This window comes from Amycolatopsis sp. NPDC102522 (assembly GCF_055584485.1).
This window is the reverse complement of the sequence record NZ_JBVJLY010000016.1, coordinates 137,325-149,493: the sequence shown is the minus strand read 5'-3', so window position 1 is coordinate 149,493 and position 12,169 is coordinate 137,325. Positions and strand designations below refer to the sequence as shown.

Annotated in this window: 12 protein-coding genes and 1 pseudogene; 6 read left to right on the top strand and 7 right to left on the bottom strand. The window is 69.3% G+C overall.

Annotated elements, in window-relative coordinates; all coding sequences use genetic code 11:
• Nucleotides 1-5 precede the first annotated feature (5 nt).
• Nucleotides 6-377: a PH domain-containing protein gene (locus ACZ6YV_RS30765; RefSeq protein WP_465512929.1), complete on the top strand. Its 372-nt coding sequence runs from the start codon at nucleotides 6-8 to the stop codon at nucleotides 375-377.
• Between the two features lie 355 nt (nucleotides 378-732).
• Here ACZ6YV_RS30765 and lpdA read toward each other — a convergent pair whose 3' ends face one another.
• The 4 genes and pseudogenes from lpdA to pip form a co-directional block, all read right to left on the bottom strand.
• Complete coding sequence (gene lpdA, locus ACZ6YV_RS30760; RefSeq protein WP_465512928.1) at nucleotides 733-2,118, bottom strand: dihydrolipoyl dehydrogenase; 1,386 nt, start codon at nucleotides 2,116-2,118, stop codon at nucleotides 733-735.
• A 47-nt stretch (nucleotides 2,119-2,165) separates the two neighbouring features.
• Entirely contained in the window at nucleotides 2,166-2,936 is a 771-nt protein-coding gene (locus tag ACZ6YV_RS30755) for a lysophospholipid acyltransferase family protein (RefSeq protein ID WP_465512927.1), read from the bottom strand.
• Nucleotides 2,937-2,999: 63 nt separating this feature from the next.
• Nucleotides 3,000-3,407 (bottom strand): nitroreductase family deazaflavin-dependent oxidoreductase, encoded by a 408-nt coding sequence (locus ACZ6YV_RS30750; RefSeq protein ID WP_465512963.1) that lies wholly within the window; start codon nucleotides 3,405-3,407, stop codon nucleotides 3,000-3,002.
• A 66-nt stretch (nucleotides 3,408-3,473) separates the two neighbouring features.
• A pseudogene (pip, locus tag ACZ6YV_RS30745) lies at nucleotides 3,474-4,412 on the bottom strand (prolyl aminopeptidase); the annotation flags it as partial.
• Between the two features lie 38 nt (nucleotides 4,413-4,450).
• Here pip and ACZ6YV_RS30740 point away from each other — a divergent pair.
• From ACZ6YV_RS30740 to ACZ6YV_RS30720, 5 genes are all read left to right on the top strand, one after another.
• Nucleotides 4,451-5,491, top strand: coding sequence for a LacI family DNA-binding transcriptional regulator (locus ACZ6YV_RS30740; protein ID WP_465512926.1), 1,041 nt, complete (start codon nucleotides 4,451-4,453; stop codon nucleotides 5,489-5,491).
• A 78-nt stretch (nucleotides 5,492-5,569) separates the two neighbouring features.
• Nucleotides 5,570-6,721, top strand: coding sequence for a dihydrodipicolinate synthase family protein (locus ACZ6YV_RS30735; RefSeq protein ID WP_465512925.1), 1,152 nt, complete (start codon nucleotides 5,570-5,572; stop codon nucleotides 6,719-6,721).
• Complete coding sequence (locus tag ACZ6YV_RS30730; protein ID WP_465512924.1) at nucleotides 6,721-7,527, top strand: sugar phosphate isomerase/epimerase family protein; 807 nt, start codon at nucleotides 6,721-6,723, stop codon at nucleotides 7,525-7,527. Before ACZ6YV_RS30735 ends, ACZ6YV_RS30730 begins: the two co-directional genes overlap by 1 nt.
• Before the next feature lie 76 nt (nucleotides 7,528-7,603).
• The gene (locus ACZ6YV_RS30725) at nucleotides 7,604-9,088 is read left to right on the top strand and encodes a nitrilase-related carbon-nitrogen hydrolase (RefSeq protein ID WP_465512923.1); all 1,485 of its coding nucleotides are present in this window, start codon (nucleotides 7,604-7,606) and stop codon (nucleotides 9,086-9,088) included.
• 76 nt (nucleotides 9,089-9,164) lie between these two features.
• Nucleotides 9,165-9,869: a response regulator transcription factor gene (locus tag ACZ6YV_RS30720; protein ID WP_378245810.1), complete on the top strand. Its 705-nt coding sequence runs from the start codon at nucleotides 9,165-9,167 to the stop codon at nucleotides 9,867-9,869.
• Here ACZ6YV_RS30720 and ACZ6YV_RS30715 read toward each other — a convergent pair.
• The 3 genes from ACZ6YV_RS30715 to ACZ6YV_RS30705 are packed head-to-tail and all read right to left on the bottom strand — an operon-like array spanning nucleotide 9,863 to nucleotide 12,146.
• A complete protein-coding gene (locus tag ACZ6YV_RS30715) occupies nucleotides 9,863-10,978 on the bottom strand; it encodes an FtsX-like permease family protein (protein WP_465512922.1) in 1,116 nt (371 codons plus the stop codon). The genes ACZ6YV_RS30720 and ACZ6YV_RS30715 overlap by 7 nt on opposite strands.
• Complete coding sequence (locus ACZ6YV_RS30710) at nucleotides 10,975-11,634, bottom strand: ATP-binding cassette domain-containing protein (RefSeq protein WP_465512921.1); 660 nt, start codon at nucleotides 11,632-11,634, stop codon at nucleotides 10,975-10,977. The genes ACZ6YV_RS30715 and ACZ6YV_RS30710 overlap by 4 nt, the downstream gene beginning before the upstream one ends.
• Nucleotides 11,631-12,146 carry a P-loop NTPase family protein gene (locus ACZ6YV_RS30705; RefSeq protein ID WP_465512920.1) on the bottom strand — a complete coding sequence of 172 codons (516 nt, stop codon included), beginning with the start codon at nucleotides 12,144-12,146 and terminating at the stop codon, nucleotides 11,631-11,633. Before ACZ6YV_RS30705 ends, ACZ6YV_RS30710 begins: the two co-directional genes overlap by 4 nt.
• Nucleotides 12,147-12,169: the final 23 nt, after the last annotated feature.

Below are 12,169 nucleotides of genomic sequence, written 5' to 3'. Positions count from 1 at the left end.
AAAGCATGATTGACTTCTCCAAGGACACCGTCTTCAAGCTCACGCCGTGCAAACCGAAGGACATCGCGCCGACGGTGCAGCCGATCATCATCCCCGGGGAACAGATCGTCTCGTCGTTCAAGGCGGTGCGCGACTTCGTGGTGTTCACGAACAAGCGGCTGATCGCGGTGAACGTCCAGGGCATGATCGGCAAGAAGAAGGACTTCACCTCGTTGCCCTACAACAAGATCCAGGCGTTCTCGATCGAGACCGCGGGCACGTTCGACCTGGACGCCGAGCTGGACCTGTGGTTCAGCGGGCTGGGGAACGTGCGGCTGGAGTTCCGGGGTTCGGACATCCGGGCGATCGGCCAACTGATCGCTACGCACACGCTCTAGCCTCCTTCCTTCCGCACTTAGTCGACTACTTGCGGGCTTAGGGAGCGGGCGAGTCGGCAGGTTGCGGTCCCGGGGGGCCTGGCCGCGGGCAGGCGGGCTGCGGTCGGGCGTGGGTCGGGGTGGTCGTGAGTGGTAAGTCGCGTTCTAACGTCACTTACCCCTCACGACCCGCTGCGGCGGCTTGCCTTGCGCCGGCCCTACACGTTGCGAAAGTGGCTTTCGCAACGCAGGCACCTCGTGACTGTGTGGATTTTGTAGCGTTAGACGGGTCAAAATCCACACGGTGCCGCCTCATCGGCCCAGTCATGACGGGCGACCGACCGAAGCGACGACGGCATGCCCTACTCACGAGGGCTTACATGTTGATCATGTGGCCCGCCAGGCCGTGGATGGCTTCCTTGACGGCCTCGCCCAGCGTCGGGTGAGCGTGGACGTTCCGCGAGATTTCGTGCACCGTCAGGTCCCACTGCTGTGCCAAGGTCAGCTCCGGCAGCAGTTCGGTCACCTCAGGCCCGATCAGGTGCGCGCCCAAAAGCTCGCCATGGGTGGCATCGCTCAGGATCTTCACGAAACCGACGGCCTCGCCGAGGCCGTGCGCCTTTCCGTTGGCGCTGAAGGGGAACTTCGCCGCCTGGACGTCGAAGCCCTTTTCTCGGGCCTGTTCTTCGGTCCAGCCGAAGCTGGCGATCTGCGGCTGGCAGTAGGTGGCGCGCGGGATCATCACGAAGTCGAGTTCCATGGTCTCGGCGCCCGCGATGGTCTCGGCGGCGACGACGCCCATGGACTCCGACGCGTGCGCGAGCATCAGTTTCGCGGTGACGTCGCCGATGGCGAAGAGGTGCGGGACGTTGGTGCGGCCGCGCGAGTCGATGGCGATCGCGCCGCGGTCGGTCAGTTCCACGCCGGTCTTGTCCAGGCCGTAGCCCTCGACCCGCGGCTGGAAACCGATGGCCTGCAACACCTTGTCCGCTTCCAGGACGCGGGACTCGCCGTTCTTCGACACGGTCACCAGCACGCGGTCGCCGGTGTCGTCGATCGTCTCGACCTTGGTCGAGGTGAGCACCTCGATACCGAGTTTCCGGTAGCGGCGCGCGAGTTCGGCGGAGACTTCGGCGTCTTCGAGCGGGACCATCCGGTCGAGGTATTCGACGATGGTCACCTTCACGCCGTAGTTGTGCAGCACGTAGGCGAATTCGACGCCGATCGCGCCCGCGCCGGCGATGACGATGCTGTCCGGAAGTTCGTTTTCCATGATCTGCTGTTCGTAGGTGACCACGCGGTCGCTGCGCGTGGTGCCGGGCAGCAGGCGCGCGGTGGCGCCGGTGGCGATCACACAGTTGTCGAAGGTGATCCGCTCGCCGTTGACCTCGATGGTGTTCGCGTCGAGGAAGGTGCCGTGCCCGTCGTATTCGGTGATCTTGTTCTTCTTCATCAGGAAGTGCACGCCCTTGACGCGACCGTCCGCGACCTTGCGGCTGCGGTCGTAGGCGGCCTGGTAGTCGAAGGTGACCTGACCCTCGACCTGGATCCCGAACGACTTGGCCTCTTTGGTGACGATGTGCGCGAGTTCGGCGTTGCGCAGCAGTGCCTTCGACGGGATGCAGCCGACGTTGAGGCACACCCCGCCCCAGTATTTCTCCTCCACGACCGCCGCGCTCAGCCCCAGTTGCGACGCCCGGATCGCCGCCACGTAACCGCCGACCCCGGCGCCCAGAACAACGACGTCATAGTGTGCGCTCATACTTCGAAACCTACCCTTCACCGGCACTGTCCGAAGGGTGAGACTGCCTACTCGGGGCGGGAGCCGCGGACCTCGATCAGCAGCTCGGTCACCGCGGCCATGATCCGCTCGGTCGCCTCCTCCAGCACCTCGCGTGACGGCGAGGGCGTCATGAGGTCCGAGAGGTCCACCGGCGGGCCCGCGATCAGGTTCACGGTCTTGCGCGGGAAGGCACGCGGGAGCACGGCGTCCGACGGCAGCAGGTGGTGCGTGCCCCAGTTCGCCAGCGGGACGACCGGGACGCCGGTTTCCAGCGCGATCCGCGCGATGCCGGTCTTGCCGCGCATGGGCCACCCGTCCGGGTGATCAGTGAAGGTCGCCTCCGGGAAGATGACGACGCATTCACCCTCACGGACGGCGCTGACGGCGTCGCGGTACGCGTCCGACGCGGTGGCCGCCCCTCGGTAGACCGGGATGTGCTTGCCCGAGCGCATCACCGAGCCGACCACCGGCGCGTCCCACAGGCTCGCCTTCGCCAGATAACGCGGGACGCGGCCGTGCGCGAGGCAGTACGCCGTCACGGTCGTGGGATCGGCGAACGAGAGGTGGTTCGACGCGACCAGGAATCCGCCGGTCGAGGGCAGGTGTTCGCCGCCGCGCACCCGGAACCGGGTGAACAGCACCAGGAACGGCCACACGACGTTGATCGCGAGGCTGAACCAGAACCCCCGGCCGGCGCGGGCGAAGCGCCGGCCGAAGGCGATCATCTGGCGGAACGTCAGCAAGTCACCCGAAACGGGGCTCAGCGCGGTCCAGCGTTCACGGGGTATCGGCACCATGGACGTAATTCGTAGCCGAACCCGGTCCGGTTCGGCTGGATCCCCGCGTTAACGCGGCGCGGATCACACGCGTTCGAGGACCACCACGGGGATCTCACGGTCGGTCTTCTTCGCGTACTCGTTGTAGTCCGGCCAGACCGCGGCGAGCTTCTCCCACAGCTTCGCGCGCTCCTCGCCCGAGATGGTCCGGGCCCGCGCGGTGAACTTGTCCGCCTTGACCTGGGCCTGGACCTCGGGGTTCGCCTGCAGGTTCTTGTACCAGCCCGGGTCCTCCGGCGCGCCGCCCTTGGAGGCGACGATGACGGGGTTGTTCTCGTCGTCGAACTGGTAGATCAGCGGGAACTTGCGGTCCTCGCCGGTCTTGCGGCCCTTGGTGGTGAGGATGAGGCAGGGTGCGCCCTTCTCCCAGTCGTGGCCCACCTCGCCGTCGGTCTCTTCGTAGCGACGGACGTGCTCGTCACCGAAAAGCATGTCTGCGTTCCTCTCCTCGTGCCGGTGTGTGCTCACGCCCTGCCAGTCTGACGCGAACCTGTCGGTCGCGCTGATCAACTCGTGCAGGGTGCCGGGCTCGTCGAACGCGTGACCCGAGTCGCCGACCATCACCAGTTCGGCGCCTGCCAGCACCTGGCTGAGCTCCCACGCGGTGATGGCCGGGGTGACCACGTCGTAGCGTCCCTGGACCAGAACGCACGGGATGCCCCGGAGCTTCCCGGCGTCCCGGAACAGCTGGTCCTCGGCCAGCCAGCCGCCGTGCCGGAAGTAGTGGTTCTCGATCCGCGCGATCGCGAGGGCGAACGTGGGATCGCTGAACGCGTCGATCACTTCGTCCCGCGGGCGCAGTTTGACCGTTTCCCCCTCCCAGCGGCTCCACGCGATCGCGGCGGGACCGTGCACGGCGGGATCCGGGTGGCTCAGCAGTTCGTGGTAGACCTCGATCAGGTTGTCCTGGCGGCGCGAAAACGGCACCGGGGCCAGGAAACGCGACCAGGCCTCGGGGAAGAGGAACGCCGCTCCCCCGCCGAAAAGCCACTGCAGTTCCTTCACCCGCAACGTGGCCACCCCGCGGAGGACGAGTTCCGTGACCCGCGCGGGATGGGTTTCCGCGTAGGTCAGCCCGAGCACACTCCCCCACGAGCCGCCGAAGACCATCCAGTGTTCGATGTCGAGATGCTCGCGCAACCGCTCGATGTCGGCGACCAGGTGCCACGTCGTGTTGACCGAAAGATCCGCTTCCGGGGTGGCACAGTTCGGCGTGCTGCGGCCGCAGCCGCGCTGGTCGAAAAGGACGATCCGGTACCGCTCCGGATCGAACAGTCTGCGATGTCTCGGGCTCGAACCACCTCCGGGGCCACCGTGCAGGAAGATCACCGGTTTGCCCTCGGGATCGCCGCATTCCTCCCAATAGATCTCATTGCCGTCACCGACAGGCAACATCCCTTGGACGTAAGGTTCGATTTCCGGGTAAAGGCCGAGCATGTCCGCCACTATGCCCCAAACGCCAGCTTGGAGGATCGATGAAGGCCCGCCCTCACGTGACGCTGGAAGATGTGGCGCGCACCGCGGACGTCTCGCTCGCGACCGCTTCCCGCGTACTCAACGGCACCGCCACCGTCCGGGGAGATCTCCGCGAACGAGTGATCGCCGCGGCCGCCGACCTGTCCTATACGCCCAATGCTCACGCTCAGGCATTGGCCGGTGGCTCACAGCCCACCGTCGGGGTGATCTGCCACGACGTCGGCGATCCCTATTTCGCGGCGATCGCCGGCGGGGTCATGCGGGTGGCGAGTGAAAACGATCTTCTCGTGATGCTCGCGAGCACGTTCCGCGATCCGGCGAAGGAGGTCGCGTATGTCTCGACGCTGCGTGCGCAGCGCGCGTCGGCCATCCTGCTGATCGGCTCCGCGTTCGAAGACAAGGCGTGGGAAAAGGCGATGGCCGCCGAACTCGAGCCGTACCGGCGCGGCGGCGGGCACGTCGCCGCGGTCAGCAGGCACCGCGGGCTCAAAGTGGACTCCGTCCAGCCCGACAACCGGGGTGGCGGCGCCGAACTGGCGAAAGCGCTGCTGGACCTGGGGCACCGGCGGTTCGCCGTACTCGCCGGGCCGAGGAGCCTGACCACCGTCGTCGACCGCCTCGACGGCTTCGCCGCGGAGCTGCTGGAGAACGGTGTCGAGCTGGCCGAGGACGACGTCGCCGAGGCGGCGTTCACCCGCGACGGCGGCTACGAAGCTATGGACAAGATCCTCGCCCGGCCGCGCAAGCAATGGCCGACGTGCGTGTTCGCGGTGACCGACGTGATGGCGATCGGCGCGATGGCGGCACTGCGTGACGCGGGTGTCTCCGTGCCCGGCGAGATGTCCATCGCCGGTTTCGACGACATCCCGGTAGTGCGCGATCTCACGCCGGCGCTGAGCACGGTCGCGCTGCCGCTGGAGAAGCTGGGCGAACGGGCCATGGACCTGGCACTCAAGGCCTCTCCCGGGACCAGACCGCGCGTGGTGCGCATGTCCGGCGAGGTCGTCCTGCGCGCCAGCACCGCTTCCCCCGCTCGCTGAAACCCTTGTGCGGCGCCCGCGGCGTGACTTAACGTGGTCCGAGAAAGCGCTTTCTCACCCCCGCGCCACGGAGACCCGATGACCTTGATCGCCCTGCCCACCGCCGACGGCGGACTGGTGGAGTGGACGCCGCAAGGGGCGGAAACGCCCGCGAAACCGGCGTCGCCGCCGACCTCCCGGATCGCCTACGCGGCCGCGCACGTGGTCGCCGATCCGCTCGCCGCCGCCGATCCCGAAGAAGGCGCGGTGCTGGACTGGGACACGACGCTCGCCTTCCGCGAACACCTGTGGTCCTGCGGTCTCGGCGTGGCCGAGGCGATGGACACCGCGCAGCGCGGCATGGGCCTGGACTGGGACATCACCAAGGACCTCATCCGCCGCACCGGCGCGCTCGCCGCCGGACGGCCGTGGGTCGCGGGTGTCGGCACCGACCAGCTCCCCGGCGGCGACGCGACCGCCGAGTCCATTGTGGACGCCTGGCGTGAGCAGCTGGACCTGGTCGGCGAGGCCGGGGCGATCCCGGTCGTGATGGCCAGCCGGGCGCTGGCCGCGTCGGCGTCCGGTCCCGAGGATTACCATGCCGCGTACGGGAAACTGCTCTCCGGTGCCGACCGTCCGGTCCTGTTGCACTGGCTGGGCGAGCAGTTCGACCCGGCGCTGGCGGGCTACTGGGGCCACGGCGACGTCCGCGAGGCCGCCAAGGAACTGGGCAGGCTCTGCACCGAGCACGCCGGCGTGATCGCGGGCGTCAAGGTTTCGGTGCTCGACGCGTCGATCGAGACCGAGTTCCGCCGCGCGCTGCCCGAAGGCGTCAAGTGCTACACCGGCGACGACTTCAACTACCCGGAACTCATCGCCGGGGACGACCACGGCCACAGCGAAGCACTTCTGGGCATCTTCGACGCCGTCGCCCAGGTCGCCGGTGCCGCGCTCGCCCGGCTCGACGACGGTGACAAGGCCGGTTTCCACGGTCTGCTGGACCCGACGGTCGCGCTCTCGAGGGCGATCTTCCGCGCGCCCACCAGGAACTACAAGACCGGCGTCGTCTTCCTCGCCTACCTCAACGGGCACCAGGAGCATTTCCGGATGGTCGCGGGCCGTGAATCGGCCAGGTCCATCACGCATCTGGCCGAACTACTGCGCCTGGCGGACGCCGCCGGGGCGCTCGCCGACCCGGAGCTCGCCGTCGCGAGGATGCGGCCGCTGCTGGCCGCGGCGGGGGTGGCCTGATGGACCGGTTGAGCCTGAACCAGATCACCACCAAGGCGTGGTCGCTGCCGGAAGCCGTGGCTGGGTGCGCCGAGGCGGGCGTCCGCTGGATCGGCCTGTGGCGGGACAAGGTCGCCGAGACCGGCGTCGAGGAAACGGCCCGGCTGCTCAAGGAGTACGACGTCGGCGTGTCGTCATTGTGCCGTGGCGGTTTCTTCACCGGGATCACCCCGGAAGGGTCCCCTGTGGACGGTGTCGCGCAGACCAGGGAGGCGATCGACGAAGCCGCCGCGCTGGGGGCGGACGTCCTCGTCCTGGTCGTCGGCGGGGTGAACGGCGACCTGGCGTCGTCGCGGCAGCGGGTCGCGGACGCCGTCGGCGAGCTGGCACCGTACGCCGGTGAGCGCGGGGTGCGCCTCGGCCTGGAGCCCCTGCACCCCATGCAGTGCGCCGAACGCTCGGTGCTGTCCACTGTGGATCAGGCGCTGGCCGTCGCGCTGGAGCATCCGGCCGAGCAGGTCGGCGTGATCGTCGACGAGTTCCACGTGTGGTGGGACCCGCGGATCGAGGAGTCGATCGCGGCGGCGGCCGGGCGGATCGCCGGATTCCATGTGTGCGACCAGAAGGTTCCCTTGACCGACACGCTGCTCGGCCGGGCGCTGCCCGGTGACGGCCCGATCGACCACCGGCACTTGAAGGCGTGCGTCGAGGCCGCCGGGTACACCGGGCCGATCGAGGTCGAGGTGTTCGACGCCGACCTCTGGCGCCGTCCCGGCGGCGAAGTCCTCGCGGAGACCATCGCCGCGTACCGGGACCACGTCGCTTAAGACCTGACGAAAGTAAGGGACACCTGCTGCCCTTGGCCCGCTGTCAGGGCGGCCGTGGTTTCCTACCGTTCGCGGTATGAAACCACGGTTGCCCTGGTGGCTGGGCACGGCGCTGCTCCTGCTCGCCGTCCACACCGATTGGAACGTCCCCCTCGCCGCCTGGGTGTTCCCGATCTTCCTGCTCCGCTACGCCCGGCAGGTCCCCGTCCGGCGCGCGGTCCTGATGGTGGGCCTGTCCCTGCTGCTCGGGCAACTGTTCTGGCTCGGGGTCACCGGCCTGCTGTTCGTGCTCTCCGGGTTGCTCGCCTTCATCCTGCTCGCGGTGCTGCAGACGACGGCGTTCCTGGCCGACCGCCTGCTCGCCGAACACGCGGGACCGCTGAAGACGCTGGTGTTCCCGGTGACGCTCGTCGCGGGCGAGTACCTCTTCACGGTGATCACCGGCTTCGGGGACTTCGGCGCGCTCGGCAGCACCCAGTCCGGGAATCTGCCGCTGCTCCAAACGGCCTCCGTCACCGGCGTGTACGGCATCACCTTCGCCCTCGCGTGGTTCGCCTCGGTGGTGAACACCGTTTGGGCCGAAGGATGGCCGCGGGTCAAGCGCACGGCGCTCGTCCACGCCTGCGTGCTCGGCCTGGTGTTCCTCGCCGGTGGCGCGCGGTTGCTGTTCGACGCCCCGACGACGCAGACCGTCCGGATCGCGGGGATCAGCCCCGCCTCCGGCGCGGACAGGGCGAGTTCCGACGCGCTGGAGCGGCTCGGAGTGAAGTACTGGCGCGCCGAAGAAGTCAGCGCCGCCGATCCCGCGGCGGTCGGCGCGGCCTTCGCGCCGGTCACCGACGATCTCGTGACCAGGACCCGGCAGCAGGCGTCGGCGGGGGCGAAGATCGTCGTCTGGCCGGAAACGCATGCCCGCGTGCTGGAACGCGACCAGGACGCGCTACTGAAGCGGGTCGGCGCCGAAGCGAAGCAAGCGGGTATCCACGTTGGACTCGCCTACGCGCTCTACACCGCGCAAGCTCCCTACATCCGCAACGTGGCCGTGCTCGTCGCCCCGACCGGCGAAGTGTCTTGGACCTACGACAAGACGCATCCGACACCGATGGAACCGATGACTCCCGGCCCCGGCGTCGTCCCCACCGCGGATTCGCCGTACGGACGGCTCGCGACGGTCATCTGCTACGACGCGGATTTCCGTGAACTGATGCGCCAGGCAGCGGACAAGGAGACCGCGCTGATGCTCGTGCCCGCCAACGACTGGTCGGGATTCGGCACTTTGCACGCGGAAAAGGCCACGTTCCGCGCGGTGGAAAACGGTTACTCGCTCTTCCGCCACTCTGTCCACGGAAATTCCACAGCTGTGGACAGTCAGGGCCGCGTGCTCGGGCACGCCGACTACTTCCGCACCGATCAGCAGACGCTCGTCGCGGATCTTCCGGTCCAGCCGAGAACACAGACCGTGTACGGCCGTGTCGGCGACGTGTTCGCCTGGCTGTGTCTCGCCGCCGCCGCGCTCTGTCCTTTGTGGACATACCAGCGGAAGCGCACAGGGAAACGTTAGCGCCCTGTTACAGAAGGGGTGGCGTTCGTAACGTCTTAGCCGAAAAGAACAGTGTTCAACGGTTAAGCTCCCCCGCATGCCGAAATTGCTGGTGGTGGAAGACGACGACGCGATTGGTGGCGTCCTCGAATCGACCCTCCGCCTGCACGGTTACGAGGTTTCCTGGCAGCGCGACGGGCGCACCGCGCTCGCGGCCGCGGCGGCCGACGACATCGACTTCGTCCTGCTCGATCTCGGGTTGCCGGATCTGGACGGGGTCGAGGTCTGCCGTCGGCTGCGCGCGGCGCTCCCCGGCGCGGTCCTGGTGATCCTGACCGCCCGCCAGGAGGAGATGGACGTCGTCGTGGGCCTGGAGGCCGGCGCCGACGACTACCTCACCAAACCCATCCGCCTCGGCGAACTACTCGCCAGGGTGCGGGCGCATCTGCGGCGCGGGACCGCTCCGCCGGAGAGCAGGCCCGCGATCGCCGTCGGGCATCTGCGGGTGGACACCGCCGGTCGGCGGGTCAGCGTCGGCGGCCGGGAGATCTCGTTGCGGGCCAAGGAGTTCGATCTGCTCGCGCGGCTGGCCGAGCAGCCGGGCGTCGCGGTCAGCCGGGACACCTTGATGTCGGAGGTGTGGGACGCGCACTGGTACGGCTCCACGAAGACCCTGGACGTCCACATCGCCGCGCTGCGGCGGAAACTGACCGAGTCGGCGCCCACGCCCGAACAGGCACCGAGGATTTCGACCTTGCGTGGCCACGGCTACCGGCTCGAACAGCCCTTCGAGAGTCAGTAGTCCCGAAGGTCCGAGACCTCGTCGCGGGCGGCGAGTTGCGCTATCCGCGCCGACGCCGCCACGCACGAAACGATCACCACCGCCCCCAGCATCGCGAAGTACCCGTGGGGGAAGGCCACCCATTCCGCCGGCGTGAGCACGACGAACAACACGCCCAGCAGGTGCCCGGCGATCAGTCCTCCGCCGCCGACGATCAGCGCGTCGCCCGCGATGAACGTCGCCACCTGACGGCGTTTCCCGCCGAGGGTGCTGACGATCAGCAGGTCACGGCGGCGTTCGTTGAGCGCCAGCCCGAACGACGGCCCCGCCGCGGCGGCCGCGAGCACGAGCGACGCCATCCGGTCCACATCGGCCGCGACACAACCGTCCCGGGTGAGGGCGGACGAGATCGCGAAGCCCACCGCCAGCGCGACCAGCGCCACCGATCGCGCCAGCAGCGCGCTCCGCCACGAAATGGACAGCGCGAGCACACCCGCGAGCCCGGAGACGAGCGGCCGGAGCACCCCGCCGATCGCCCGCTTCCCCTTGCGCAGTCCCAGCTCCACCAGCCGCCACAACAGCATCGTGCCGCCCGCCCAGCCGAGCAGCGGCCAGACGAAGGCGAACGCGAGCAGGATGAGATCGAGGCCGTAGGGCGACCACCAGGGCGGCCCGTCGTCGGCGGGCATGAAATACCACTCGCGCACCACCGGGGGCAGGACGGCGACGGCCGCGACGAACAGCCCGGCGAGCAGCAAGAGAACGATTTCCCAGACGAGGGACAAGCCGGTTCCGGGCAGAAAACCACCTGCCAGCGAAAGCACGATGCCGAAGAGAGCACCGGCCAGCCCCGCGGCCACGGCTTCGGCCGCGGCCAGCCCGAGCACTTGCGCCCCTGTCGCGCCGCGGGCGCGCAAGAGGTCCTGATCCCCGCGCAGCGAACGCTCCGACGGGGCGGCGAGCAGCACCACGAGCACCGCCGCGGGCACCCACGGCGGCGCCGGCTCCCAGGCCCAGCCGTGCACCGCGAGCAAGGTGGTCACGATCGTGACCCCGGCCGCGGGAATGCCGAGCCGGACGGGCCGCACCCGCGCGATCCCGCCGACCCACAACGCCATCGCCGCGATCACCGGTCCCGCACCAGCTTCCCGTCGACCATCGCCCAGCGTTCGCCGAACAGCCCATCCGGCGCCTGCTCCGCCGTGGCCACCAGCAGCCCGGCGGCCAACCGGTCCGCCGCCCGCACGAGCCTGTCGAGAAGCCGTTCGCCCGCCCGCCGGTCCAGCCAGCCCGCCGGGTCGTCGGCGAGGATCAGTTTCGGCGCGGGCGCGAGCGCCCTCGCCAGGATGGCCAGCCTGATCTGCTCGCCGGTCAGGTCACGGGGCGCCTTCTTCGCGAAGCCGGTGAGGCCCACCAGGTCCAGCGCGCCGTCGACGGCGTCGCGGACAGCGGTGCCTGTCCGGCCCGCGAGGACCAGCGGCAGGGCGACGTTGAGCCGGACGTCGAGATCGCGCAGCAGCCCGCCGTCCTGCAGGACCAGCCCGATCAGGTCGGGACCCGGCGGCGACGGCTCGAACGCGGGCCAGGCGACGGTGCCCGCCGTCGGTTTCTTCATCCCGGCGAGCAGATGCAGCAGCGTGGTCTTCCCGGCACCGGCCCGGCCGGTCACCACCGCGCGGGTGTCCGTGCCGATCACGCAGCTGACGCCGTGCACGGCGACCACCGCGGTCAGCCCGGATCCATAGGTGTGCGCCAGTTCGTCGGTGCGGACCAGTGGTGCCGTCACGCCACTCTCACGATCCGGTGCGCGGCCGCCGCGATCTCGGGATCACGCGTCGCCACGACGACGGCCGTCCCGCGGGCCGCGACGGAGCACAGCAGATCCATGAGTTCGAGGGCGGCGAGCCCGTCGAGTTCGCCGGCCGGTTCGTCGGCGACGACCACCTCGGGCACCCCGGCGAGGGCGACCGCGACCCCGGCCCGCGCGCCTTCCAGCGCCGACAGCGTGTCCGGATAGGCGTCACCGCGGCCGGGCAGGCCGACCAGTTCGAGCAGGTCGTCGGCACTTTCGAAGGCGCGGCGACCGGCCAGCCGTCCGGCCAGCAGGACGTTCTGCCCGACGGTGAGATGGCCGAAGAGGTTCCCGCGCCTGAGCAGCACGCCGACGCCGGGAGCACCACCGGGGGCTTCGCCACTTCCGGCGGGCAGCACGGCCACACATTCGCCCGGGACGGCGAACCGGACGAGGGGGACGGATCCGGGCCCCGGGCCTGCCATGACGGCGGCACGTCGGCGCATGGCCCCAAGGTAAAGCGAACGGG